A 24,573-nucleotide genomic window follows, 5' to 3' on the forward strand; every position below is an offset into this window, starting at 1 on the left:
CGGATGCAGATTTCAAGCCTTCTGGCCCGGGAGTGCACATGTTCAAAGCGGTAGTGGCTATTGTTTTGGTAGCGGGTGCGCTGCCCGTCTGGGCGCAGATGACACCCGAAGGCCTGTGGCGCAACATCGACGACAAGACCGGCGAAGCCAAGGCCGAGATCCGCATCCGTGACACCGGCAGCGGCGTGCTGAACGGGGCGCTGGAAAAGCGTCTGTCCAAGGACGCCAAGCCCAATGATGTCTGCGAGGAGTGCTCCGACGACCGCAAGGGCAAGCCCTTGGTGGGCTTGGAGATCATCCGCGGCGCCAAGAAGGCCGATGACAAGGAAGTGTGGGAGGGCGGCAAGATCCTCGACCCCGAGAACGGCCGCAACTACACCCTGCGCATGACCCCCATCGAAGGCGGCAAGAAGCTCGAAGTGCGCGGCTCGATCGGCCCGTTCGGCCGCACGCAAACCTGGATCCGCATCCAGTAAACCCCATTCCCGTGGCCTTGCGCGCCCCCTGCGGTGTTGCGCAACGCCCCAACCAGGAACCCAACCCATGTCCCGATTCCAAGTGAAAAAAGTCGCCGTGCTCGGCGCAGGCGTGATGGGCGCGCAGATCGCCGCCCACCTCGTCAACGTGAAGGTGCCCGTGGTGCTGTTCGACCTTCCCGCCAAAGAAGGCCCGAAGAACGGCATCGTCACCAAGGCCGTCGAAGGCCTGAAGAAGCTCAAGCCCTCGCCCCTGGGCGTGGCCGACGACGCAGCGCTGATCCAGCAGGCCAACTACGAAGAGCACATGCACCTGCTCAAGGAATGCGACCTCGTGATCGAGGCCATTGCCGAGCGCATGGACTGGAAGCTCGATCTGTACACGAAGATCGCGCCCCACGTGGCCAAGCACGCCATCCTGGCGTCCAACACCTCGGGCCTGTCGATCACCAAGCTCTCCGAAGTGCTGCCCGAGAGCATCAAGCCGCGCTTTTGCGGGATCCACTTCTTCAACCCACCGCGCTACATGACGCTGGTGGAGCTGATCAACACCCCCACCACCCAGCCTGAAGTGCTCGACCAGCTCGAAGCCTTCGTCACCAGCGGCCTGGGCAAGGGCGTGGTGCGCGCGCACGACACGCCCAACTTCGTGGCCAACCGCGTCGGCATCGCCGGCATGCTGGCCACCATGAAAGAGGTCGAGAACTTCGGCCTGACCTACGACGTGGTGGACGACCTCACCGGCAAGAAGCTCGGTCGTGCATCCAGCGGCACCTTCCGCACCGCCGACGTGGTGGGCCTGGACACCATGGCCCACGTGATCAAGACGCTGCAGTGCAACCTGAGCATCGAGACTGACCCCTTTTACGAAAGCTTTGGCACGCCCGCCGTGCTGAAAAAGCTGCTGGAACTGGGCAACCTGGGCCAGAAGGCCAAGGCAGGTTTCTTCAAGAAGGTTGGCCGTGATGTGATGCGCTTCGAGCTGGAGAGCGAAGAGTACGTGCCCGCCGGCCAGAAGGCCGACGAGGTGTACGCGCGCATGCTCAAGAAGCCCGCCGCCGAACGCCTGCGCCTGCTGCGCAACGCCGAAGGCGCGCCCGGCCAGTTCCTGTGGGCCATTCTGCGCAACAGCTTCCACTACGCCGCCGTGCACCTGGGCACCATCGCCGATAACGCGCGCGACGTGGACCAGGCCATGCGCTGGGGCTTCGGCATGAAGCAAGGCCCCTTCGAGCTGTGGCAAGAAGCAGGCTGGCTCGAAGTCGCCAAGATGATTCAGGAAGACATCGACGCCGGCAAAGCCCTGTGCAAGGCACCGCTGCCCGAGTGGGTGTTCAAGGGGCCCGTTGCCGAAGCCGGTGGCGTGCACACCGCGCAAGGCTCGTGGAGCGCTTCGCAGAACAAGTTTGTGCCCCGTCGCCAGCTGCCCGTGTACCAGCGCCAGATCTTCCCCGAGGCTCTGTTGGGCGAATCCAACCTGCCCGACTGGCGCACCGCTGGTACGACCATTGCTGAATCGAAAGCCCTGCGCACCTGGACGCTGGATGGCCAAGTGATCATCGCCAGCATCAAGAACAAGATGCACGCCATCAGCCCCGAAGTGATGGAGGGCCTGATGGAAGCCTTGGAGCTGGCCGAGTCTGAATACCAGGGCATGGTCATCTGGTCCGGTGACGCGCCTTTCAGCGTGGGCGCTGACCTGGAAGCCACGATGCCCGCCTTCATGGTCGGCGGCGCCGATGCGGTGGAAAGCATCGAGCAAGAGCTGCAGAACCTGATGCTGCGCATCCGCTACGCGCAGGTGCCCGTCGTCGCTGCCATTCACGGCATGGCGCTGGGCGGTGGCTGCGAGCTGGCCGTGTATTCGGCCAAGCGCGTGGCGCACATAGAAAGCTACATCGGCCTGGTGGAGGTGGGTGTGGGCCTGGTGCCCGGCGCTGGCGGCCTGACCTACATCGCCCGCCGCGCGGCCGAGAACATGGCGGCATCTACCGGCAAGGACATCCTGCCCTTCCTGACCGAAGGCTTCACCGCTGCTGCCATGGCCAAGGTGGGCACCAGCGCGCTCGAATCGCGCAAGCTGGGCTACCTGCTGGAGTCCGACGTCATCGTTCCGCACAAGGACGAGTTGCTGTTCGTGGCCATCAACGAAGCCAAGTCCATGGCTGCCAGTGGCTGGCGTGCACCGCACAAGCGCCTGTTCCCCGTGGCGGGCCGCAGTGGCCTGGCCACCATCAAGGCGCAGCTGGTGAACATGCGCGACGGCGGCTTCATCAGCGCCTATGACTTCAAGGTCAGCACCATGATCGCCGAGGTGGTCTGCGGCGGTAACGTGGATGCCGGTGCCCTGGTGAGCGAGGAATACCTGCTCACGCTGGAGCGCAAGGTGTTCTGCCACCTGATTGCACAGCCCAAGACGCACGAGCGCATCCTGGGCATGCTGTCCACCGGCAAGCCGGTCCGGAATTGATGATGCACCCCCTGAGTCGCTTCGCGCCTTCCCCCTCTCCTGCGGGAGGGGGACGCACCCGGTGGCCTGGCAAAGCCAGTTCCACGGGTGCACTGGCCTGTGCTGTGCCTGTGTTATTCGCACTGGGTAGCGGGCTGCGTGCTGGAGTTTGGGCATGACCGAATTGCACGCCCCCAACAAACTCCAGCGCTCGCTGATGCGCCTGGACGAGGCACCCGCCTTCATGCGCGGCTTCGTGCAGAACATCATCCTGCGCCGGGCCGTGCCTTTCACCGGCACGGCCGGGGTGAAGTTCGTATCGCTCACGCCCGAGCGTGTCGAGGTGCACCTGGCCAACAACCACCGCGTGCAAAACCACATCGGTGGCGTGCACGCCTCGGCCATGAACCTGCTGGCCGAAACGGCCACCGGCATGGTGGTGGGCATGAACGTGCGCGATGACTGCCTGCCGCTGGCCAAGGAGCTGAGCATGGCGTTCAAGAAGCGCGCCACGGGTGGCCTCAAGGCCGTGGCCACGCTCACCGCTGAGCAGCGCGCCGCCATGTTGGCCAGCGACAGGGGCGAGGTGCAGGTGCAAGTCACTGTGACCGACGAAGCCGGTGTAGAGCCGGTCGAATGTGTATTTACGTGGGCCTGGGTTCCTTCCAGCCGCCCCCCCAAGAATTGAAGGAGTTTCATCACCATGGCTCAAAAACAAGTCCAGGACGCCTACATCGTCGCCGCCACGCGCACGCCCATCGGGCGCTCGGGCCGCGGCTATTTCAAGAACACCCGCCCCGACGACCTGCTGGTCGCCGCCATCAAGAGCGCCATGCTGCAGGTGCCCACGCTGGACCCCAAGGCGATTGAAGACGCCATCATCGGCTGCTCGTTCCCCGAAGGCGAGCAGGGCATGAACATGGCCCGCATCGCTGTGGGCCTGGCGTTCGACCACCCCGTGGGCGGCGTGACGGTCAACCGCTTCTGCGCATCGGGCATCACCGCGCTGCAGATGGCCGCCGACCGCATCCGCGTGGGCGAGGCCGACGTGCTGATCGCCGGTGGCGCAGAATCCATGAGCCTGGTGCCCATGGGCGGCAACAAGCCCTCGTTCAACGCCGAGATCTTTGCGAAGGACGAGAACGTGGGCATCGCCTACGGCATGGGCCTCACCGCAGAAAAGGTCGCCCAGCAGTGGAAGGTGAGCCGCGAAATGCAGGATGCGTTCGCTCTCGAATCGCACCTGCGTGCCATCAAGGCCCAAAAGGCGGGTGAGTTCACCGACGAAATCACGCCCTTCGAGATCGTGGAGCGCTCGCCCAATCTGGCCACCGGCGAGGTGGTGGAAAAGCGTCGCACCGTGAGCCTGGACGAAGGCCCACGCCCCGACACGTCCCTGGAAGGCCTGGCCAAGCTCAAGCCCGTGTTTGCCGCGCGCGGCAGCGTCACAGCGGGCAACAGCTCGCAGACCAGCGACGGCGCGGGTGCGCTCATCGTCGCCAGCGAAAAGGCCGTGAAGCAGTTTGGCCTGACGCCCCTGGCGCGTTTTGTGAGCTACGCAGCGCGTGGCGTGCCGCCCGAAATCATGGGCATCGGCCCCATCGAGGCGATTCCTGCGGCGCTGCGTTATGCCGGTCTCAAGAGCGACGACATTGGCTGGTACGAGCTGAACGAAGCGTTTGCAGCGCAGTCTCTCGCCGTGATCAATACGCTGGGGCTGAACCCTGCGAACGTGAACCCCATGGGCGGCGCGATTGCATTGGGGCATCCGCTGGGGGCGACCGGTGCGATCCGTGCGGCGACGGTGGTGCATGCGCTGCGTCGCCACAAGCTGAAGTACGGCATGGTCACGATGTGCGTAGGAACAGGCCAAGGCGCCGCCGGCATCATCGAAGCGCTGTGAGTTAGCTGGCTACTGCGCGGGCCATCTGCGTCGTTGGGCGGTGCTCGGAATCCTCACGTACCGCAAGTACGTTCCGGTTCCTGCGCTCCGGCCGCCTAGCAGCTGATCCCGCTCGCTACGCCCTGGAGGGTGGGGTGTGAAGGCAGGGGGCAATGCACTGCCTGTTTTTGTTTTCCATTCAAGCCGGCGCAGATCGGTTTCGAACCAAGGAGACAGACATGAACAAGCAAACCTTGCAGGTCAACGGGGCGGTGTCTTTGGCACTGCGTGTCTACGAACCCGAGGGCGCTCCGCGCGCCAGCGTCGTGATCGGCGGCGCGATGGGGGTGCGGCAGTCGTACTACGAGGCCTTTGCTCTGTGGATGGCGCAGCAGGGGTTCCGGGTCATCACGTTTGACTACCGGGGCCATGGCGATTCGCTGCAGGGCGCCATGCGCGATGTGAAGGCGGATCTGTTCGACTGGGCGGAGGACTACGAGGCCGTCATCTCCGCCGCCAAGGCTGTGCTGCCGTCGCAGCCGCTGTACCTGCTGGGGCACAGCCTGGGTGCGCAGCTGCCGGGGTTACTGAAAAAGCCCGAGCAGGTGGCAGGTTTGCTTAGCGTGGCCGCAGGCAGCGGCTACTGGCGTGACAACGCGCCGCAGCTCAAGCGCATCGTTCCGTATTTCTGGTGGGTGCTGGTGCCATTGGCCACGCGGCTGTGCGGGTACTTTCCGGGGCGCACGCTCAAGAAGGTGGGTGACCTGCCGGCAGGCGTGATCCTGCAGTGGCGGCGCTGGTGCCTCGACCCTGCATACAGCGTGGGCGCCGAGGGGCCTGCGGTGGCGCAGAGCTATGGTGCTGTGCGGTTCCCGGTGCTGGCGCTGTCCATGTCCGACGACGAGCTGATGACCTTGCGCGGCACGCACAACCTCGTCAACCTGTACGCCAACACCGAACGCCGCGTGGAGAGCATCACCCCGGCCGACCTGCAGGTGCGGCGCATCGGGCACTTTGGTTTCTTTCACGACCAGTTCCGCCAAAGCCTGTGGCCGCGCGCAGCGGCTGCGCTGGTTGCCCTGGGTGGTAGCGTTCCCCACGGCGAAGTCTCCGGTACGACGGCCTGAGCAGTCGTTTCGCGGCACACTCGCAGCATGACTTCCTCTTCATCCACTTCTTCGTCTTCGTCCTCGGCCCGGCACCCGCTGGATGAAGCGCTGCAACTGACGGCCTCGTCCACTGCGACGGGTCAGTACGAAGGGCAGACCCACCCCGGCTACTGGAACATGGTGGGCCCGTTTGGTGGCATCACCGCCGCCACGCTGCTGCAGGCTATCTTGCAGCACCCCGACCGTCTGGGCGATCCTCTGTCGCTCACGGTCAACTACGCTGGCGCACTGACAGCCGGAGCCTTCACCGTGCAGGCCACGCCCGTGCGCACCAACCGATCCACCCAGCACTGGACGCTGTCGATCCTGCAGGCCGGCGCCGATGGTGCGCAGGTGGTCACCACCACGGCCACCGCCGTCACCGCTGTGCGCCGCGAGACCTGGAGCGTGGGCGATGTGCCCATGCCGCAAGTGCCGCCCCCCGCAGAACAAAAGGCCATCATCGCGCCGCTGGGTGCTGTGGAGTGGCTCAACCGCTATGAGATGCGCCCCATTGCCGGATTCATCCCGCGCACGTGGGACGGCAGTGGCGACCACAGCCTGACGCAGCTGTGGATGCGCGACACACCACCCCGGCCGCTCGACTTTGTCGCGCTGTCTGCATTGGCCGATGTGTTCTTCCCCCGCGTGTGGCTGCGCCGTGCGCGCCAGGTGCCTGCGGGTACGGTGTCCATCACCGTGTACTTCCACGCCACGGTCGAGCAGCTGCAGGCCACGGGCACGGGCTTCCTGCTCGGCCAGGCACGCGGGCAGGAGTTCCGCAACGGTTTCTTCGACCAGACCGTGCAGCTTTGGAATGAAGCAGGCACCATGCTGGCCACCAGCCACCAGATCGTTTACTACAAGGAATAACAGCACCATGAGCACGACGACCCAAGACATCCTCGCCCACACCGAAGCCGGTGTGACCACCATCACGTTCAACCGCGTGGACAAGAAGAACTCGATCACGCGCGACATGTACGCTGCCATGGCCGACGCGCTCGACGCCGCCAAGGCCGACGCCAGCGTGCGCGTGGTGGTGTTCCAGGGCGATGTGGCGATCTTCAGTGCGGGCAATGACATTGGCGACTTCTTGCAGCAGCCGCCTGCCACGCAGGACTCGCCCGTGTTCCGTTTTCTGCGCGGCATCGCCACCTTCCCCAAGCCCGTGATCGCGTCGGTGTGCGGCCCGGCCGTGGGCATCGGCACCACGATGCTGTTCCATTGCGATCTGGTCTATGCGGGCGACAACGCAGCGTTCTCCATGCCGTTCGTCAATCTGGGCCTGTGCCCCGAAGCGGCATCGAGTCTGCTCGTGCCGCAGATGCTGGGCTATCACCGCGCTGCCGAGGCGCTGCTGCTGGGCGAGCCCTTCATGGCCGAGGCGGCGTTGGAGGTGGGGCTGGTGAACCGTGTGGTGCCGCCGACTGAGTGCAATGGGGTGGCGCAGGCGCAGGCGAAGAAACTGGCGGCCAAACCGTTGTCGTCGCTCATCGAAACCAAGCGGTTGATGAAGGGTGGGCAGACGGCGAAGGTGTTGGAGGTGATGGCGGAAGAGGGCGAGAGCTTTGGGCGCATGTTGCGCGAGCCCGCGGCGCGGGAGGCTTTCTCGGCGTTCATGGAGAAGCGCAAGCCGGATTTCAGCGCAGTTTGAGTCACTGGTTTTGACGTCTTTTTGGCTGCGGGCGCTTATACAGAAAGCGCTGGCAGCTATTGTTTTTAGAGTTCGTTCTCGCCCGATCCGTTTGGGTTGAGCCTGTCGAAGCCTGTCTTGGCGGTTGCTGCTGCATGCTCGTGTTGAGTGCGGGAGCCGGGAGTCGCCCCGGCGGGCGAGGTACTTTTCTTTGCTTCGCCAAAGAAAAGTACCCAAAAGAAAGGCGACCCCCAGTCTGCGACCCCTTCGCGATGCGAAGGGGCAAACCTGCAGCGGGGCGGTTGCGGGGTGCGCCGTGGAACTCGCTTTGCGCTGTCGCGCGCCGCTCGGACAGCCACGGCGAGTCAGAGCACGAAGCATGGGCGCTTCGACGCCCATGCTCACCCCGCAACCGCCCCGCCGCAGGCGCAGCCAGCAGGGGTGGGACCGCCGAACAGCCAACATCCATTCGGGCCATCGCTGCGCTCGGCCCAGCTTTCGCAGCGCGTGGCGCTTGCGCCCGCGAGACAGGGCCGAGCGCAGCGCAGCGAAGCAATGGCCCGTGTGGATGTCCGCTCCCCGGGTTCCCTTCTGGAGGCGCCTGGGGCGCGCAGGGCGCGGGGTGGCACGCGCGTCGGAGCGCGCGTGCTTCGTGAACTGACTTACCGCAGCTGTTTGAGCGGAGCGCCGCAGGCGCGCAGCGAGTTCTGCGGTGCACCCCGTGACCGAGCACCCCAGGTTGCCCCGTAGCGCAGCGAAGGGGTCTCAGGCAGTAGGGGCGCCCTTTCTTTGGTGACTTTCTTGTCGAGCAAGCGAAAGAAAGTTACTCGGATACCGGGCGACTCCCGGCCTCTGCCCTTCACTCAGGCACGCCATCAGCTTCCAAAAAAGTAGCGAGCCAAGCAAGACATATAAGCACCTCGCAGCAAACAGCACCCTTTGGTAGTCACGATCAGACAAGTTATTTATTTATACAAAGCACTTGCTTGCTAAAAATAAACAGTTTTGCTATCGTGCCTGCATGGATTCACCCGTGCCGCGCCCCAGCGCCATTGCCCCCGCTCCCAAGAAACTTCCGGCCCGCCCCCGTAGCAAGGCCGCAGTGCCCGCCAGCGCCAACCCAGTCCCCGCAGAAACCCCATCGGAAGCAGCCGCCACACGTCGCCCCCGCGGTCGCCCCCGAAAAACTGCCGAAGAACTCGACGACGGCAACCGCCGCCGCAAGCTCATGGACGGCGCGGCTAAGCTGTTCCGCACCCAGGGCTTTGCAGCCACCAGCACGCGCGACATTGCAGCGGCCGCAGGCATGCACAGCGGCTCGCCCTTCTATCACTTCGAAAGCAAAAATGCGCTGCTCTACGCAGTGATGAGTGAGGGCATGACCATGGCCACGCAAAGCCAGCAACAGGCGCTGGATGCGTTGTCCGCCAAGGCCGCGCCGCGCGAGCAGTTGCACACACTCATTCGCCACCACTTCGAAGTCCTGCTGGGCCCGCGCAGCAGCTTCATCCCGGTGATGCTGTACGAATGGCGCTCACTCACACCTGCGCAGCGCAAGGGCATTGCCCGCATCAAGGACAGCTACGAGGCCACCTGGATGCCCGTGTTGGAAGCGCTGGCACAGCAGGGCGCGCTGCAGGCAGAGCCGGGTGTGGCGCGGCTGTTCATCTTCGGGGCGCTCAACTGGGCGGTGCAGTGGTTCTCTCCCAAAAAGGGCAAGTCGCTCGACGCGCTCACCGACGAGGCACTCGCCTTATTCATCCGTTCATAACCACCCCATCAAGGCAGAGTCACCATGGCCCCCACAGCGCGTAACGCCTACCAGTCTGTGTTTGCTCCGGGCCTGTTCCAGGGGCAGGTGGTGGTGGTCACCGGTGGCGGCTCCGGCATTGGCCGGTGCACGGCGCACGAGTTGGCGCACCTGGGCGCGCATGTGGTGCTGGTGGGGCGCAAGCCTGAAAAACTGCTGGCCGTGGCCGAAGAGATCACCGCCGATGGCGGCCGCGTGTCGTGCCAGGTGTGCGACATCCGATCTGAAGAAGGCGTGGTCGCGCTGGTGCAGCAGATCCTTGCTACGCAGGGCCGCATCGATGCGCTGGTCAACAACGCAGGAGGGCAGTTCATGGCACCGCTCGAATCCATCAGCGCCAAGGGCTGGGAGGCCGTGTTGCACACCAACCTCACGGGCGGCTTTCTGATGGCGCGTGAGTGCTACCGGCAGTGGATGGCGCAGCAGGGCGGCTCCATCGTCAACATCGTGGCCGATATGTGGGGCTCCATGCCGGGCATGGGGCACAGCGGCGCGGCGCGCGCTGGCATGGTCAGCTTCACCGAAACCGCCGCGCTCGAATGGGCCCACAGCGGCGTGCGCGTGAATGCGGTTGCGCCGGGCTACATCGCGTCCAGCGGTATGGACAATTACCCGCCCGAGGCGGGCGACATGTTGCGCGCCATGCCGCGCACGGTGCCGCTCGGCCGCTTTGGCAACGAAGCCGAGGTGTCGGCGGCCATTGCCTTTTTGCTCAGCCCCGCAGCCAGCTTCATCAGCGGCACCACGCTGCGGGTGGACGGCGCCCGACCCCAGGTGCGCATGGGCTGGCCGCAGCGCCCGCCCCGTGCCACCGCCGCAGCACACCCGGCCGTGCGGCCGTTTGACGGCTTTCACCGTGCGCAGGTGCCGCGGGTGTTTGCACCTTCCCATCCCCCCAAGCCCGAGGCCGCATGACTGCCGTCTTCACCTCCCGATTCAACCCAGGCAGCGCCGAGGCCACGCAGCGCCGCGCAGCGCTGCAGGCCCGCCTTCATGCTCTGCGCGCGCTGGAAGAGCGTGCCGCCGCCGCCTCGGCCCGGTCGCTCCCCCAGTTTGAAAAGCGCGGCCAGCTGCTGCCGCGCCAGCGCGTGGCGCTGCTGCTGGATGCCGGTGCGCCCTGGTTGCCGCTGTGCACGCTGGCGGGATACCTGCAGGACGTGAAAGACCCCGAGAAGTCCGTGCCCGGTGGCGGGATGGTTGCGGGCATTGGTTTTGTCAGCGGTGTGCGTTGCATGGTGGTGGCCAGCGACTCGGGCATCGAGGCCGGTGCCATCCAGCCCATGGGCCTGGAGAAGATCCTGCGGGTGCAGGAGATCGCGCTGCAAAACCGCTTGCCGTTCATCCATCTGGTGGAGAGTGCGGGCGCTAACCTCATGCGCTACCGGGTGGAGGGCTTCGTGCACGGCGGCACACTGTTCCGCAACCTCGCGCGGCTGTCGGCGGCGGGCATCCCGGTCATCACCGTGCAGCACGGCTCTGGCACTGCAGGCGGCGCTTACATGCCTGGTTTGTCGGATGTGGTGATCATGGTGCAGGGCCGCTCGCGCGCCTTTCTGGCCGGGCCGCCGCTGCTCAAGGCCGCCACGGGTGAGATTGCGACGGAAGAAGAACTGGGTGGCGCCGAGATGCACACCGCCATCTCCGGCCTGGGCGAATACCTGGCGCAGGACGACCGCGAGGCGATTGGTCTGGCGCGCGATGTGGTGGCGCATCTGGGGTGGGGCGTAGCGCCGCGACCCAGCGCACCCAGCCCCACCTTGCCCGCAGACGACCTGCTGTCCCTGATGTCCGCCGACCTGCGCCAACCCGTGGACATGCGCGAGGTCATCGCGCGGCTGGTGGATGGATCGGATCTGCTGGAGTTCAAGGCCCGCTACGGTGCCGCCACCCTCTGCGCGCAAGGGCGCATCCAGGGCCATGCCGTCGGCTTCATCAGCAACAACGGCCCCATCGACGTGGCGGGCGCGAACAAGGCCACGCACTTCATCCAGTGGATGTGCCAGCTGGGCCACCCCATCATCTATCTGCAGAACACCACGGGCTACATGGTGGGCAAGGACAGCGAGCAGGGCGGCATGATCAAGCACGGCAGCAAGATGATCCAGGCGGTGACCAACGCCACCGTGCCGCAGATCACCATCCAGTGCGGCGCCAGTTTTGGCGCGGGCAACTATGGCATGTGCGGGCGGGGCTATGCGCCGCGCTTTCTGTTCAGCTGGCCGGGCGCCAAGACGGCCGTAATGGGCGGCGAGCAGGCAGCGCGCACCATGCAGATCGTGACCGAGGCAGCGCTGGCGCGCAAAGGCATCACCCCCGACCCGGCCGAGTCGCAAGCCCAGTTTGACAAGATCGTCGCCATGTTCGAGACCCAGGCCGATGCGCTCGTAACCAGCGGTCTGCTGCTGGACGACGGCGTGATCGACCCGCGCGACACGCGCGCCGTGTTGGCGTTTTGCCTTGACACCGTGGCCGAAGGCGCAGCGCGCACGCTCCGGCCCATGCAATTCGGGGTGGCGCGCATGTAGCTAGCGCATTACCCCGGCCCTCTCGCTCACAAAAACCATCACGGAGACAAGCACCATGCAGTTCACGCACGAGCACCGCGAGATCCAGAAGACCCTCAAGCGTTTTATCGACGAAGAGATCAACCCCCACGTGGATGAGTGGGAGGCGGCCGAGATCTTCCCCGCGCACGAGGTCTTCAAGAAGATGGGCAACCTGGGCCTTCTGGGCCTGTGCAAGCCCGAAGAGTATGGCGGGCAGGGGCTGGACTACTCGTACAGCCTGGCCATGGCTGAGACGCTGGGCCACATCCACTGTGGCGGCGTGCCTATGGCGATTGGCGTGCAGACCGACATGTGCACGCCTGCGCTGGCGCGCTACGGCAGCGAAGAACTCAAACGCAACTTTCTCGCCCCTGCGATTACGGGCGACATGGTGGGCTGCATCGGCGTGAGCGAACCGGCGGCGGGCAGCGACGTGTCAGGCATCAAAAGCGTGGCGCGCAAGGACGGCGACGACTACGTGATCACCGGCCAGAAGATGTGGATCACCAACAGCCTGCAGGCCGACTGGATGTGCATGCTGGTGAACACGGGTGAAGGCCCCGTGCACAAGAACAAAAGCCTGGTGATGGTGCCCATGCGCGATGGCCCGGGCGGCAAGCTCACCAAGGGCATCGAGGTGGCGCAGAAGATTCGCAAGATCGGCATGCACAGCAGCGACACCGGGTTGATTTACTTCGACGAAGTGCGGGTGCCACAAAGCTACCGCATCGGTGCCGAAGGCCAGGGCTTCATCTACCAGATGCAGCAGTTCCAGGAAGAGCGCCTGTGGTGCGCCGCCAGCACGCTCGAATCGCTGAATCACTGCATCCAGTGGACCATCGACTATGCGCAGGAACGCAAGCTGTTTGGCAGCACGCTGGCCGACCAGCAGTGGGTGCAGTTCAAGCTGGCCGAGCTCAAGACCGAGGTCGAGGCCCTGCGCGCACTCACCTACCGCGCCTGTGACCTGTACGTGAACGGGCAGGACGTGCTGGAGCTGGCCAGCATGGCCAAGCTCAAGGCCGGCCGCCTGAACCGCGAGGTGCCCGACACCTGTCTGCAGTTCTGGGGCGGCATGGGTTTCACGCTGGAGAACAAGGTCTCCCGCATGTACCGCGACGGGCGGCTGGCGTCGATTGGTGGCGGGGCCGACGAAGTGATGCTGGGCATCCTCGCCAAGCTCATGGGCATTGCCAAGCGACCCGTCCACTGACATGGCTGATTCGCTGCTGATCGACCGCGCGCCGCTGGCCAGCGGCTGTGTGGAAACCTGGACGCTCAACGACCCGGCCAGCCGCAATGCGCTGTCCGAGGCGATGGTTGACGGTTTGATGGCCACGTGTGAGCGAGCTGCGGCCGATACCGAGCTGCGCGGTGTGGTGTTGCGCGGTGCCGGTGGGCACTTCTGCGCGGGTGGCAGCCTGGGCGGTTTTGCCAAGACCATCGGCCAGCCCCTGGCTGCGGGCGAGGCTGACCCGCTAGTACCGCTGAACCGCCGCTTTGGCGCGCTGCTGCAGGCCCTGTGCGCGCTGCCGCAGTGGCTCATCGTGGCGGTGGAGGGCGCCGCGATGGGCGGCGGCTTCGGCCTGGTGTGCTGCGCCGATCAGGTGCTGGCCCACGCCAACGCGCAGTTCGCCACGCCCGAGGTCACGCTGGGCATCGTGCCCGCGCAGATTGCACCATTTGTCGTGAGGCGCCTCGGCCCTGCGGCGGCGCGGCGGTGTTTGCTGACGGGCGAGCGTTGGGATGCTGCGATTGCTCAACGTGCGGGGCTGGTGGATGAGGTGGTGGCTGGCGACATGGAGGCTGCTGTGCAAGCCGCCATCGCGCGCCATGCCGCCGCAGCGCCGCGGGCCGTGGCCGCCACCAAACGTTTGTTGCTGGCCCAGACTGATACGTCGTTGTCCGCGCTGCTGGATGAGGCGGCGATGGCTTTTGCGCAAGCGCTGCGCGGGTCCGAGGCTCCGCAAGGGCTGGCGGCGTTTGCTGCGCGCAAGGCACCGCCGTGGAGTGCGAAGCCATGAAAAAGATACTGATCGCCAATCGGGCTGTGCATGCCGAAGGCATGGCGAAGCAAATTGCCCGCGCACGCGCAGCGTGCAGGCGGGCGATGGAGCCGCGAGGGCACAGCCTATGAAAAAGATCCTCATCGCCAATCGCGGCGAAATCGCCCGCCGGGTGATTCACACCGCCCACCGCATGGGCATTGAAACGGTAGCCGTCTACTCCGACCCCGACGCCAACGCCTTGCATGTGCGCGAAGCCACCCAGGCCGTGGCCTTGGGCGGCGCCGCCAGCGCCGACACCTACCTGCGCACCGACAAGCTGCTCGCCGCCGCCCGCGCCACCGGGGCCGATGCCGTGCACCCCGGCTATGGCTTCCTCAGCGAGAACGCCGACTTTGCTCAGGCTGTGTTGGATGCGGGCCTGACCTGGATCGGCCCGCCGCCCGCCGCCATCCGCTCGCTGGGCAGCAAGGCAGGTGCCAAGGCGCTGGCCCAGGCACACGGCGTGCCCTGCCTGCCCGGCTATGCGGGCGACGACCAGAGCGACGAGCGCTTTGCCGCCGAGGCCGCGCGCATTGGCACACCCCTCATGGTCAAGGCTGTGGCCGGTGGGGGAGGGCGCGGCATGCGGCTGGTCACCGACCTGGCGCAGTTGCCCGCTGCGCTGGCGAGTGCCAGGTCCGAGGCGCTGGCAGGCTTTGGCTGTGGCGACCTGCTCATCGAACGCGCGCTGCTGCAGCCGCGCCATGTGGAGGTGCAAGTCTTTGCCGACGCCCACGGAGCGTGCATCCACCTGGGCGAGCGCGATTGCTCGGTGCAGCGCCGCCACCAGAAAATCATTGAAGAGGCACCCAGCCCAGCGGTGGATGCCGCATTGCGCGAACGCATGGGCGCCTGCGCCGTGGCGCTAGCCCAGGCGGCTGGCTACGTAGGCGCGGGCACGGTGGAGTTTCTGCTGGATGGTGAAGACTTCTACCTGATGGAGATGAACACCCGACTGCAGGTGGAGCACCCGGTGACCGAAGCGCTCACGGGGCTGGACCTGGTGGAGTGGCAAATCCGCATGGCGCGCGGCGAGCCGCTGCCGCTCACGCAAGACCAGGTGCATCTGCAAGGCCACGCTATCGAGGTGCGCCTGTGCGCCGAAGACGCGCATTTCCGCCCCCACACCGGCCGCGTGCTGCAGTTCAGCGCGCCACCAGCCGCCGCGTTTGAACGGGCTGCGCCCGGCGCGCTGCGCTTTGACCATGCGCTGGAGGAGGGGGCAGAGGTCACGCCTCACTACGACGCCATGCTGGGCAAGCTCATCGTGCACGCCCCCACGCGGGCCGAGGCCATCGACGCCCTGGTGCGTGCGCTGCACAGCACCCGTGTGCTGGGCCTCCCCACCAACCGCGCGTTTCTGGCGGTCTGCTTGCAGCACCCCGTGTTTGCCAGCGGCCGGGCGCTGGTGCCGTTCCTGGCGGAGCATGCCCAGGAGTTGCAGCAATTGCTATCAAATAATGAGCTGTCAGCGCATATTAATTCAGCGCTATCGGCTATTTTTGCTTCCAATCTCGCGTCGGACCTGCCTTGTGCCCTGGCCAGGCCCCTGCGGCTGCGGCACCAGGGCGAGGTGCACTCCATCGCCGTGCGCGAGTTGGGCGGTGGGCGGCTGCTGGTGGAGCAGGCCGGGGCAGAACCTGTGACTTTGCAACTGCCCCAGCGCGGCGTGCACTGCGTGGCGGTGGGCCCCCGGCGCTGGCATTGGCAAACCGGCGGCGTGGATGGCTGGGTGGAGGACGCATCGTTGGAGCCCGCCACACAAGCTGGTGCCACTGGCGGCGCATCCGAGCTGCGCGCCCCCTTCAACGGCAAGGTGGTCGCATTGCCCGTGGCCGCAGGCCAGGCGCTGGCGGCGGGCGACACGGTGGTGGTCATCGAATCCATGAAGCTCGAACACAGCCTGTCCAGCCCCGCAGCCGCCACGGTGGCTGAGCTGCTGGTGGCCCCCGGCCAGCAGGTATCGCCCGGCCAGGTGCTGGCTCGCTTTGCACCCGCCACGCAAGGAGTGCCCGCATGACCGCCGGATCCGATGCAAGTGCTGTGAGCGACGAAGACCGAGCCGCCCTCGCCGACACCGTCACCCGCTTTGCCCGCGCCGAAATCGCACCGCATGTGGACGCGTGGGACGCAGCGGGCGAATTCCCCCGCAGCCTGTACCGCCGCGCGGCCGACCTGGGCCTGCTGGGCCTGGGCTACCCCGAGCATTACGGTGGCACGCCCGCCACCTACCAGCTGCGCCTGCCGCTGTGGCGCGCGCTCAGCCGCCATGGCGCCAGTGGCGGTGTGCTGGCCAGCCTGCTGTCGCACAACATCGGCCTGCCGCCCGTTCTGGCGCATGGCAGCGACGCCGTGCGTGCCGAGGTCATCCCGCCCGTGCTGGCAGGTGAGCAGATTGCCGCGCTGGCGATCACCGAGCCCGGTGGCGGGTCCGACGTGGCGCAGCTCAGGACCACTGCACGGCGCGAGGGCGATGACTACATCGTGAACGGCGAAAAGGTGTTCATCACCTCCGGCATGCGCGCGGACTGGATCACCGTGGCGGTGAGGACCGTGGAGGCCGGAAGCAAGGGCAGCGCAGGCATCTCCATGCTGCTCATCCCCGGCCACAGCGCGGGCCTGTCGCGCAGCAAGCTCGACAAGATGGGTTGGCTCTGCTCCGACACGGCCCATCTGCGCTTTGACAATGTGCGCGTGCCTGCCCGCTACCTGCTGGGCGAAGAGGGTGCGGGCTTTCGCATCATCATGGCCAACTTCAACGGCGAGCGCTTTGGCCTCGCCGCGTCGGCCCTGGGCTTCGCCGAGGCCTGCTACGACGAGGCCCTGGCCTGGGCCCGCCAGCGCAAGACCTTTGGCGCCGCGCTGGTGGAGCACCAGGTCATCCGCCACAAGCTGGTGGACATGCAGATGCGCATCCAGTCCACCGCCGCGTGGTGCGAATCCGTGGCCGCGCAGGCCGACGCTGGGCGCACCGGACCCGATTGGGTGGCGCAGGTCTGCCTGCTCAAAAACCACGCCACCCAAACCATGCAGTTCTGCGCCGATCAGGCCGTGCAGATATTGGGCGGCATGGGCTACATGCGCGGCACCGTCAGCGAGCGCATCTACCGCGAGGTCAAGGTCATGATGATCGGCGGCGGTGCGGAAGAAATCATGAAAGACCTGGCTGCGCGTCAGCTAGGCATCTGAGGAATTGAAGGAGACAGGCCCCATGCACAGCACCGACCACGGCAACAAAGCCATCATCACCTGCGCCATCACCGGCGTGCTGACCGACCCCGGCCAGCACCACGTGCCCGTCACGCCCGAGCAACTGGCCAAAGAAGCCCGCCGCGCCTACGACGCAGGCTCCGCCGTCGTCCACGTGCACTTTCGCAACCAGGAGCCCGGCAAGGGCCACCTGCCCAGCTGGGACCCGCAGGTGGCGCGCGACTGCGTGCAAGCCATGCGCGAGGCCTGCCCGGGTTTGATCATCAACCAGACCACCGGCGTGGTCGGCCCCCACTACCAAGGCCCGCTCGACTGCCTGCGCGCCACCCGCCCCGAGATGGCCGCATGCAACGCCGGATCGCTCAACTACCTGAAGGTGCGCAGCAACGGCACCTGGGCCTGGTCGCCCATGCTGTTCGACAACCAGCCCGCCAAGGTCAAGGACTTCATCGACGTGATGCTGGAGACCGGCACGCTGCCCGAGTTCGAATGCTTTGACGTGGGCATCGTGCGCTGCGTGGAGATGTATGTGCAGACCGGCATGTACACCGAGCGCCTGCCCGAATACAACTTTGTGATGGGCGTCGAGTCCGGCATGCCTGCGGACCCGGACCTACTGCCCATCTTGCTCAAGCTGAAAATCAAAGACGCCCCCTGGCAAGCCACCGTCATCGGCCGCAGCGAGATCTGGCCCGTGCACCAGCGCGTGGCCGAGCTGGGCGGGCACCTGCGCACGGGACTGGAGGACACGTTCTATCTGCCGGACGGGACCAAGGCGGATTCGAATGGGCCGTTGATTGAGCAGCTCGCAAAGTACGCGCGCAATGCGGGGCGGGACGTGGCTTCGCCGCAGGAGGCGCGGGGGGTGTTGGGGTTAACGGGTGCGTGCACGGCGTAACCGTGGCAGGTTGCTCGTTCAATCGAGTCGTGATCCTTGCAAATTGATCATACGATGATCAGTTTGCAAGGATCACGCATTGGGCCTTTTGTTTTGCGCGACGGCCCGTTTAGCGTACGACAGCGCAGCACGCCGACTCATGTCAAGTGCGCTACTGCAGCAGCGGTCTACGCTGCGCTAATCTGATTTGGAGCGCGTGATATTTGACGGCATGGGGGGGAACTTCAGCTGGAACCTTGCGTTATCGAGTCGGATGCTGCGCGGATAGGCATTTAGGTAGTACCGGCAGATAACCAAGGCAGCGCGATAAATGCTCATAACCATCGATAGAGATGGAGTTGAGATTTCCCCGTAGCGGTAGCCAATGGCATCCGCACCTGAAGGCATTGTTTCCAGAGCGACAGTGACGTCTTGTGGAGTTTGGTCAGCTGCTGCCAGCATTGCCAACTTTCGAACATCATGTTTGTTCGGGACATCGACAGTTTGGGCTTGATGGAGGTAGCACTTCACGGCTTGTTCTGCGGCGAAGTTCGTATCCCATACAGCAGTGGAGAGATTGTGCCTTTCATTGCTCAAAATGTTCTGGGCGGCTCGTTCCAAATACTGCAATACCAGGCTTCCGTGGCGCATCGAAAGCGGATGGTCCTTTGAAATTGAGAGGACTCCAATCGAACAGCGCCGAATGTTTGCAACCGTCTCCGTAACCTCAGCAGAAATCTCCTTTGCCTGGGCCTCTGTCAACAGCGAAAGCGTTGGGGGTCGGACAAGCCAACTGAGTGGCTCCTCGTGAGGAAGGACGTCACTTGCAAACGTGAACCAGCGGGTATTGTCTTCTGCCAAGGGCGAGAAAAAAGATAGCGGTATTTCTAGCGCCGTAGGCGTGTTTCGAATCAATAGAGCTGCCGTATGTGTTTTCTTTGGTTGCGCGCTTATCGCATCACCATAGAGGCGCTCGTACCATTCGATTACGAGCGACAGCAGCACTCCAAACCATCCCTTCACCAAAAATCCATCGGTGGACTCTCCGTCTACGCTCACTATGCAACGCTCTACGACGAAAGACGCGGCTCGCATGGGGCGCTGTGACAGTGGTGTACCTTGAGTTGCGAGGAACTCGTCAATCCCGGGTAGCAAATCGGCGAGAAATTCATCAAGGCTGTTGGGGGCGTCTCTTGGGTTTTGGTCTTCGGTCAGTCCTTCACCCATGCTTTTTGTGTCCTTTCCAATGTTTTAACGCGTTGTGAGACGGATGTAAGAAATCCTAAAACTTCCCTGAGGCCGTCAGAAAACGGATGCTTGACAAGGTTGAGATCGATTGTGTCTAGGTAGTCGGATTCAAAGTGCATTCTGTTCAAAGTACGCAGGTTGAAATTCTTCAATGCTCTCGCGCACCCTCGTTTCTGTCACGAAACCAGCGCCATACCTTCTCGCTAACTCATCAGCACGCTGAAGGAATGTCTCGATCCCCGTCCCATATATGAACTGCATCGCCCCCCCAGTCCACGCCGGAAACCCAATCCCAAAAATCGACCCGATGTTCGCGTCATGCACGCTGGTCAGCACGCCCTCGGCCAGGCAGCGCGCGGTCTCGATGGCCTGGCGGTAGAGCAGGCGGTCCTGGATCTCCTGGACGCTCCATTCCACGCCGGGTTTCTCGAACAAGCCCTTCAACTCCGGCCACAGGTGCTTCTTCGCGCCTGCGGGGTAGTCGTAAAAGCCGCCGCCGCCCGCGCGGCCGGGGCGCTTCAGTTCCTTGACCATGCGCTCCACCAGCAGCTCGCCGGGCGTGGCGGTGTAGGTCTTGCCTTCGGCGGCGAAGTCGGCACGGGTCTGGTCCAGCACATGCACGCTCAGGGTCAGTGCGGTTTCGTCCAGCACAGCCAGCGGGCCCACAGGCAGGCCGGCCTGCATAGCGGCGTTTTCAATCGCGGCGGCGGGGATGCCTTCGCCCAGCATGGCGGCGCCTTCCATCACGAAGGTGCCGAAGGTGCGGCTGGTGTAGAAGCCGCGTGAGTCGTTGACCACGATGGGCACCTTGCCCAGCGCCTGAACGTAGTCGAAGGCGCGGGCCACGGTTTCGTTATCCGTCTGTTTGCCGCGGATGATCTCCACCAGCTTCATCTTGTCCACGGGGCTGAAGAAGTGGATGCCGACAAACTTCTCGGGCTTGCTGCTGGCGGTGGCCAGGCCGCTGATGGGCAGGGTGGAGGTGTTGCTGGCAAAGAAGCCGCCGGGTGCCAATTGCGGCTCGGCCTCGCGCGTGACCTGGGCTTTGAGGTCGCGGCTTTCGAACACGGCTTCGATGATGAGGTCGCAGCCCGCCAGGTCGGCCGCGCTGGCGGTGGGCGTGATGCGGGCCAGCAGCGCCTGCTGCGCTTCGGCGGTCATGCGGCCCTTGTCCACGCGGGCCTGGGTGAGCTTGGCGCTGTAGGCCTTGCCGGCCTCGGCCTTTTCCGTGCTCACGTCCTTGAGCACGGTGGCAATGCCCCGGCTGGCCTGGGCCCAGGCGATGCCCGCGCCCATCATGCCCGCGCCCAGGATGCCGACCTTTTGTGGCTTGTAGCGTGGGGCCGAGCCCGGGCGCGATTTGCCGCTCTTGATCGCGTTCATGTCGAAGAAGAACGTGTTGATCATGTTGCGCGCCACGGGGCCGGTCATCAGGCGGGCGAGGTAGCGGCTTTCGATGCGCAGGGCGGTGTCAAAGTCCACCATCGCGCCTTCGACCATGGCGGCCAGCGCGGCCTCGGGCGCGGGGTAGCGGCCGCGCGTGGTCTTCTTGAGCATGGCGGGTGCGACGGTGAGGGCGCCTGCGATCTTGGGGTTGGCGGGCGCGCCACCGGGCATCTTGTAGTTCTTGTCGTCCCACGGCTGCACCGCGTGCGGGTGGCTGGCGATGTGGGCCAGCGCGGCGGGCAGCAGTTGCTCGCGCGTGGCGACCAGCTCGTGCACCAGTTGCAGCTCCAGTGCTTCGGCGGGGTTGAAGAGCTTGCCTTCCAAGATGTAGGGCTGCGCGCCCATCAGGCCCAGCAGGCGCGTCATCTTGGTCACGCCAGTGGCACCGGGCATCAGGCCCAGCGTGACCTCGGGCAGGCCGAACTGGATCTTGGGGTCGGCCACGGCGATACGGTAGTGGGCGACCAGGGCCACCTCCCATCCGCCACCCAGCGCCGCGCCGTTGAGGCAGGCCACCACGGGGATGCCCAGGGTTTCGAGCGTGCGGAAGTGCTTTTTCATGCGCTCGATCTCGCCAAACGCGTTGGGTGCATCGGCGGGTGTGAGGCGCATGGTGGCCTTGAGGTCGGCGCCCGCAAAGAAGCTGGTCTTGGCGGATGCCAGCACGATGCCTTTGAGCGCAGCGCCCAGGCGTTCGCGGTCGCCCAGCACCTGGGCCGTGACCTCGCCCAGCTCTTGCTGCCACTGGCGGCACATGGTGTTGACGGGGGAGTTGCTTTCGTCAAAGGTGATGACGGCAACTTCGCCGTCGGTGCCCTGGGCGGGGATGAGTTCGTAGCGGATGGTTTGCATGTTGTTGTCTCCTTCCCAGTCAATCAGATTCGCTCGACGATGGTGGCAATGCCCATGCCGCCGCCCACGCACAGCGTGGCCAGGCCATAGCGCTGGCCACGGCGGTGCAGCTCGTCAATCAGGGTGCCGAGGATCATGGCGCCCGTGGCGCCCAGCGGGTGGCCCATGGCGATGGCGCCGCCGTTCACATTGACCTTGTCGTGCGGCACGCCCAGCTCGCGCATGAAGCGCATTGGCACGGCGGCAAAGGCTTCGTTCACTTCAAACAGGTCGATCTGGTCGATGGTCATGCCCGCACGGGCCAGCGCCTTTTTGGCGGCGGGCACGGGGCCGGTGAGCATGATGGTGGGGTCGGCGCCGCTGAGCGCCGTGGCCACGATGCGCGCGCGCGGCGTGAGGCCGTGGGCCTTGGCGGCGGCCTCGTTGCCGATGAGCACGGCGGCGGCGCCATCCACAATGCCCGACGAGTTGCCCGCGTGGTGTACGTGGTGGATGCGCTCCACCTGCGGGTAGCGCTGCAGCGCCACGGCGTCAAAGCCCATGCCGCCCAGTTGCTCGAATGAGGGCTTGAGTGCGCCCAGGCCTTCCAGCGTGGTCTTGGGTTTGATGAATTCGTCTTCTGCCAGGATGGTCTGGCCGATGAAGTCGCGCACGGGCACGACGGAGTTCTTGAAGTAGCCCGCTGCGCGCGCGGCGGTGGCGCGGCGCTGCGATTCGAGGGCGAAGGCGTCCACGTCGGCGCGGGTGTAGCCGTCTAGCGTGGCGATCAGGTCGGCGCCGATGCCCTGGGGCACGAACAGCGTGGCGGAGTTGGTCTCCGGGTCTTGCGCCCAGGCGCCGCCGTCGGAGCCGATGGGCACGCGGCTCATGCTTTCCACGCCGCCCGCCACCACCAGGTCCTCCCAGCCGCTGCGCACCTTTTGGGCGGCCAGGTTCACGGCTTCCAGGCCCGAGGCACAGAAGCGGTTGACCTGCACGCCCGCACAGCGAAAGTCCCACCCGGCCTTGAGCGCCGCCACCTTGGGCAGCACCGAGCCCTGTTCGCCCACGGGCGAGACGATGCCCATGACCACGTCGTCCACCGCTGCGGTGTCAAATCGGTGGCGCGCTTGCAGCTCGGTCAGCAGGCCCACCAGCAGGTCGATGGGTTTGACCTCGTGCAGGGTGCCGTCCTTCTTGCCCTTGCCGCGCGGGGTGCGCAGCGCGTCGAATACATAGGCTTCGGTCATGAATGGTCTCCGGTGGTTTCTCTAAACTTCAAACAGGTATCGTGATGAGGCAGCTGGGCTGGCCCACGCCGCTACAAGGTGCTTTCTGACGCGGGTGCAGTGGTTTTTGCACTATCTTTCGGCGGTTGCTATCTACATTTCTGGCTATGGAACGAAATACATCCCCTGCATTGCAGCGCATCGCGCGCAGCGCCATCGAATACGACGACACGCGCGACGGGTTTGCGCTGGAGCACCATGTGGTTCTCGCCGCATCCAGCGCGCTGGCGGTGGCGGCCTTCATGGCGCCCAGCCGCAGCTCGGCGGCCATACGCGGCATTGGCGCAGGCTTGCTGCTGATGCGCGCGCTGAGCGGCAGCCAGGGTGTGCGCTCCTGGCTGAATGTGACCGATCGCCGCCCCGGTGCACCCCTCAGTCCTGAGGAAGCGCGCGCCGCCTGGTATCTGTAACGGCATTCGGCGCCCACTGGCACGTTGTGAAGGGCGTTGTGCTGGGCGTCGTGCACTGCGTGGCTCATGGCGCGGTGCATGCGGCTATTTGCCCAAGCCCATGGCACGCGCGATCACCTCTTTCATGATCTCGTTGGTGCCGCCGTAAATGCGCTGCACGCGGGCGTCGGCATAGGCGCGGGTGATAGGGTATTCCCACATGTAGCCGTATCCGCCGAACAGCTGTACGCATTCGTCCATGACCTTGCACTGCAGGTCGGTCGTCCAGTACTTGGCCATGCTGGCCGTCTCGGTGTCGAGCTGGTCGCGCGCGATCAACTCACAGCATTTGTCCACAAACACGCGGGCCACCTGCACCTGCGTTTGCAGCTCGGCCAGGGTGTGGCGGGTGTTCTGGAACGACGCCACGCTCTGGCCAAACACCTTGCGCTGCTTGACGTAGTCCAGCGTCCAGTCGATGGCAGCCTGGGCTGCGGCCACGGCGGTGATGGCGATCTGCAGGCGCTCCCAGGGCAGCTGCTCCATCAGGCAGATAAAGCCGCGCCCTTCCATGGCGGGGCCGCCCAGCAGATTCTCGGCGGGCACCTTCACGTCGTTGAAGAACAGTTCGGACGTGTCTTGCGCTTTCATGCCCATCTTCTTGAGGCGCTGGCCTTTTTCAAAGCCCGGCATGCCGCGTTCCACCAGCAACAGGCTGGTGCCCTTGGCGCCCGCAGCCGGGTCGGTCTTGGCGACGACGATCACCAGGTCGGCATGCCAGCCGTTGGTGATGAAGGTCTTGCTGCCGTTCAGCACATAGTGGCTGCCGTCGGCGCTCTTGATGGCGGTGGTCTTGATGCCTTGCAGGTCGCTGCCTGCGGCGGGCTCGCTCATGGCAATGGCGCCCACCATGGCGCCGCTGGCCATCTGGGGCAGGTACTTTTGTTTTTGCGCCTCAGTGCCGTAGTGCAGGATGTACGGCGCCACGATCTCGCTGTGCAGGCCAAAGCCGATGCCCGTGGTGCCGGCGCGCGCGAGCTCTTCCATCTGCGCTACCGAGTACAGCTTGTCGGCTCCGGCGCCGCCGTATTCCTCGGGCAGGCTCATGCACAGAAAGCCATGAGCGCCCGCCTGGCTCCACACCTCGCGCGCCACGTAGCCCTGGTCTTCCCAGTCGGCGTGGAGGGGGGTCACCTCTTTGTCGATGAAGCGGCGGAAGCTGTCGGCAAAGGCCAGGTGGTCGGGCTGGAAGAGGGTGCGTTCGATCATGGTGGGGCAACCAGGTTAT

The 24,573-nt window shown here is 65.3% G+C and carries 20 protein-coding genes; 16 read left to right on the forward strand and 4 right to left on the reverse strand.

The features are described 5' to 3' along the window. Nucleotides 1–38 precede the first annotated feature (38 nt). From C8C99_RS18380 to C8C99_RS18455, 15 genes are all read left to right on the forward strand, one after another. The gene (locus C8C99_RS18380) at nucleotides 39–476 is read left to right on the forward strand and encodes a DUF2147 domain-containing protein (RefSeq protein ID WP_056646947.1); all 438 of its coding nucleotides are present in this window, start codon (nucleotides 39–41) and stop codon (nucleotides 474–476) included. A 67-nt stretch (nucleotides 477–543) separates the two neighbouring features. Continuing rightward, nucleotides 544–2,946 carry a 3-hydroxyacyl-CoA dehydrogenase/enoyl-CoA hydratase family protein gene (locus tag C8C99_RS18385; protein WP_108626502.1) on the forward strand — a complete coding sequence of 801 codons (2,403 nt, stop codon included), beginning with the start codon at nucleotides 544–546 and terminating at the stop codon, nucleotides 2,944–2,946. 154 nt (nucleotides 2,947–3,100) lie between these two features. Further along, entirely contained in the window at nucleotides 3,101–3,613 is a 513-nt protein-coding gene (locus C8C99_RS18395) for a DUF4442 domain-containing protein (protein WP_056646943.1), read from the forward strand. Between the two features lie 15 nt (nucleotides 3,614–3,628). Next, nucleotides 3,629–4,828: an acetyl-CoA C-acyltransferase gene (locus tag C8C99_RS18400; protein ID WP_055400958.1), complete on the forward strand. Its 1,200-nt coding sequence runs from the start codon at nucleotides 3,629–3,631 to the stop codon at nucleotides 4,826–4,828. 218 nt (nucleotides 4,829–5,046) lie between these two features. Continuing rightward, nucleotides 5,047–5,934, forward strand: coding sequence for an alpha/beta fold hydrolase (locus C8C99_RS18405; protein WP_056646940.1), 888 nt, complete (start codon nucleotides 5,047–5,049; stop codon nucleotides 5,932–5,934). 27 nt (nucleotides 5,935–5,961) lie between these two features. Beyond that, nucleotides 5,962–6,828 (forward strand): acyl-CoA thioesterase II, encoded by an 867-nt coding sequence (locus C8C99_RS18410; protein WP_082576958.1) that lies wholly within the window; start codon nucleotides 5,962–5,964, stop codon nucleotides 6,826–6,828. Nucleotides 6,829–6,835: 7 nt separating this feature from the next. Further along, a complete protein-coding gene (locus C8C99_RS18415; RefSeq protein ID WP_108626504.1) occupies nucleotides 6,836–7,612 on the forward strand; it encodes an enoyl-CoA hydratase in 777 nt (258 codons plus the stop codon). 1,000 nt (nucleotides 7,613–8,612) lie between these two features. Beyond that, nucleotides 8,613–9,362, forward strand: coding sequence for a TetR/AcrR family transcriptional regulator (locus C8C99_RS18420; RefSeq protein WP_056646931.1), 750 nt, complete (start codon nucleotides 8,613–8,615; stop codon nucleotides 9,360–9,362). 24 nt (nucleotides 9,363–9,386) lie between these two features. Next, nucleotides 9,387–10,316 carry an SDR family oxidoreductase gene (locus C8C99_RS18425; protein ID WP_108626505.1) on the forward strand — a complete coding sequence of 310 codons (930 nt, stop codon included), beginning with the start codon at nucleotides 9,387–9,389 and terminating at the stop codon, nucleotides 10,314–10,316. Further along, nucleotides 10,313–11,926 (forward strand): acyl-CoA carboxylase subunit beta, encoded by a 1,614-nt coding sequence (locus C8C99_RS18430; RefSeq protein ID WP_056646926.1) that lies wholly within the window; start codon nucleotides 10,313–10,315, stop codon nucleotides 11,924–11,926. The genes C8C99_RS18425 and C8C99_RS18430 overlap by 4 nt, the downstream gene beginning before the upstream one ends. Before the next feature lie 55 nt (nucleotides 11,927–11,981). Next, nucleotides 11,982–13,160, forward strand: a complete 1,179-nt coding sequence (locus C8C99_RS18435; RefSeq protein ID WP_056646923.1) for an acyl-CoA dehydrogenase family protein — start codon at nucleotides 11,982–11,984, stop codon at nucleotides 13,158–13,160. 1 nt (nucleotide 13,161) lies between these two features. Next, nucleotides 13,162–13,971 (forward strand): enoyl-CoA hydratase/isomerase family protein, encoded by an 810-nt coding sequence (locus tag C8C99_RS18440; protein WP_056646920.1) that lies wholly within the window; start codon nucleotides 13,162–13,164, stop codon nucleotides 13,969–13,971. 109 nt (nucleotides 13,972–14,080) lie between these two features. Next, nucleotides 14,081–16,015, forward strand: coding sequence for a biotin carboxylase N-terminal domain-containing protein (locus C8C99_RS18445; protein WP_108626506.1), 1,935 nt, complete (start codon nucleotides 14,081–14,083; stop codon nucleotides 16,013–16,015). Then, nucleotides 16,012–17,184, forward strand: coding sequence for an acyl-CoA dehydrogenase family protein (locus tag C8C99_RS18450; RefSeq protein WP_108626507.1), 1,173 nt, complete (start codon nucleotides 16,012–16,014; stop codon nucleotides 17,182–17,184). Before C8C99_RS18445 ends, C8C99_RS18450 begins: the two co-directional genes overlap by 4 nt. Nucleotides 17,185–17,206: 22 nt before the next feature. Beyond that, complete coding sequence (locus C8C99_RS18455) at nucleotides 17,207–18,103, forward strand: 3-keto-5-aminohexanoate cleavage protein (RefSeq protein WP_108626508.1); 897 nt, start codon at nucleotides 17,207–17,209, stop codon at nucleotides 18,101–18,103. A 177-nt stretch (nucleotides 18,104–18,280) separates the two neighbouring features. Here the strand turns inward: C8C99_RS18455 and C8C99_RS23855 are convergent, their stop codons facing one another. From C8C99_RS23855 to C8C99_RS18470, 3 genes are all read right to left on the reverse strand, one after another. Then, entirely contained in the window at nucleotides 18,281–19,309 is a 1,029-nt protein-coding gene (locus tag C8C99_RS23855; RefSeq protein ID WP_146186032.1) for a hypothetical protein, read from the reverse strand. A gap of 129 nt (nucleotides 19,310–19,438) precedes the next feature. After that, entirely contained in the window at nucleotides 19,439–21,628 is a 2,190-nt protein-coding gene (locus C8C99_RS18465) for a 3-hydroxyacyl-CoA dehydrogenase NAD-binding domain-containing protein (RefSeq protein ID WP_108626509.1), read from the reverse strand. 23 nt (nucleotides 21,629–21,651) lie between these two features. Further along, nucleotides 21,652–22,857 (reverse strand): acetyl-CoA C-acetyltransferase, encoded by a 1,206-nt coding sequence (locus tag C8C99_RS18470; RefSeq protein ID WP_094288803.1) that lies wholly within the window; start codon nucleotides 22,855–22,857, stop codon nucleotides 21,652–21,654. A 146-nt stretch (nucleotides 22,858–23,003) separates the two neighbouring features. Here C8C99_RS18470 and C8C99_RS18475 point away from each other — a divergent pair, with 146 nt between their 5' ends. Continuing rightward, a complete protein-coding gene (locus C8C99_RS18475) occupies nucleotides 23,004–23,306 on the forward strand; it encodes a hypothetical protein (RefSeq protein WP_233247264.1) in 303 nt (100 codons plus the stop codon). A gap of 84 nt (nucleotides 23,307–23,390) precedes the next feature. Here the strand turns inward: C8C99_RS18475 and C8C99_RS18480 are convergent, their stop codons facing one another. After that, nucleotides 23,391–24,554, reverse strand: coding sequence for an acyl-CoA dehydrogenase family protein (locus C8C99_RS18480; RefSeq protein WP_108626510.1), 1,164 nt, complete (start codon nucleotides 24,552–24,554; stop codon nucleotides 23,391–23,393). Nucleotides 24,555–24,573 lie beyond the last annotated feature (19 nt).

It is taken from the genome of Acidovorax sp. 107, from assembly GCF_003058055.1.
Taxonomy (GTDB): Bacteria; Pseudomonadota; Gammaproteobacteria; order Burkholderiales; family Burkholderiaceae_C; genus Acidovorax.

Excerpts from the sequence above, each read along its gene's own strand:
- C8C99_RS23855 (WP_146186032.1), bottom strand. The coding sequence starts at position 19,309 with ATGGGTGAAGGACTGACCGAAGACCAAAACCCAAGAGACGCCCCCAAC.
- C8C99_RS18410 (WP_082576958.1), top strand. The coding sequence starts at position 5,962 with ATGACTTCCTCTTCATCCACTTCTTCGTCTTCGTCCTCGGCCCGGCAC.
- C8C99_RS18455 (WP_108626508.1), top strand. The coding sequence starts at position 17,207 with ATGCACAGCACCGACCACGGCAACAAAGCCATCATCACCTGCGCCATC.
- C8C99_RS18465 (WP_108626509.1), bottom strand. The coding sequence starts at position 21,628 with ATGCAAACCATCCGCTACGAACTCATCCCCGCCCAGGGCACCGACGGC.
- C8C99_RS18415 (WP_108626504.1), top strand. The coding sequence starts at position 6,836 with ATGAGCACGACGACCCAAGACATCCTCGCCCACACCGAAGCCGGTGTG.
- C8C99_RS18395 (WP_056646943.1), top strand. The coding sequence starts at position 3,101 with ATGACCGAATTGCACGCCCCCAACAAACTCCAGCGCTCGCTGATGCGC.
- C8C99_RS18420 (WP_056646931.1), top strand. The coding sequence starts at position 8,613 with ATGGATTCACCCGTGCCGCGCCCCAGCGCCATTGCCCCCGCTCCCAAG.
- C8C99_RS18440 (WP_056646920.1), top strand. The coding sequence starts at position 13,162 with ATGGCTGATTCGCTGCTGATCGACCGCGCGCCGCTGGCCAGCGGCTGT.
- C8C99_RS18445 (WP_108626506.1), top strand. The coding sequence starts at position 14,081 with ATGAAAAAGATCCTCATCGCCAATCGCGGCGAAATCGCCCGCCGGGTG.
- C8C99_RS18385 (WP_108626502.1), top strand. The coding sequence starts at position 544 with ATGTCCCGATTCCAAGTGAAAAAAGTCGCCGTGCTCGGCGCAGGCGTG.
- C8C99_RS18450 (WP_108626507.1), top strand. The coding sequence starts at position 16,012 with ATGACCGCCGGATCCGATGCAAGTGCTGTGAGCGACGAAGACCGAGCC.
- C8C99_RS18425 (WP_108626505.1), top strand. The coding sequence starts at position 9,387 with ATGGCCCCCACAGCGCGTAACGCCTACCAGTCTGTGTTTGCTCCGGGC.
- C8C99_RS18400 (WP_055400958.1), top strand. The coding sequence starts at position 3,629 with ATGGCTCAAAAACAAGTCCAGGACGCCTACATCGTCGCCGCCACGCGC.
- C8C99_RS18475 (WP_233247264.1), top strand. The coding sequence starts at position 23,004 with ATGGAACGAAATACATCCCCTGCATTGCAGCGCATCGCGCGCAGCGCC.
- C8C99_RS18430 (WP_056646926.1), top strand. The coding sequence starts at position 10,313 with ATGACTGCCGTCTTCACCTCCCGATTCAACCCAGGCAGCGCCGAGGCC.
- C8C99_RS18480 (WP_108626510.1), bottom strand. The coding sequence starts at position 24,554 with ATGATCGAACGCACCCTCTTCCAGCCCGACCACCTGGCCTTTGCCGAC.
- C8C99_RS18405 (WP_056646940.1), top strand. The coding sequence starts at position 5,047 with ATGAACAAGCAAACCTTGCAGGTCAACGGGGCGGTGTCTTTGGCACTG.
- C8C99_RS18435 (WP_056646923.1), top strand. The coding sequence starts at position 11,982 with ATGCAGTTCACGCACGAGCACCGCGAGATCCAGAAGACCCTCAAGCGT.
- C8C99_RS18470 (WP_094288803.1), bottom strand. The coding sequence starts at position 22,857 with ATGACCGAAGCCTATGTATTCGACGCGCTGCGCACCCCGCGCGGCAAG.
- C8C99_RS18380 (WP_056646947.1), top strand. The coding sequence starts at position 39 with ATGTTCAAAGCGGTAGTGGCTATTGTTTTGGTAGCGGGTGCGCTGCCC.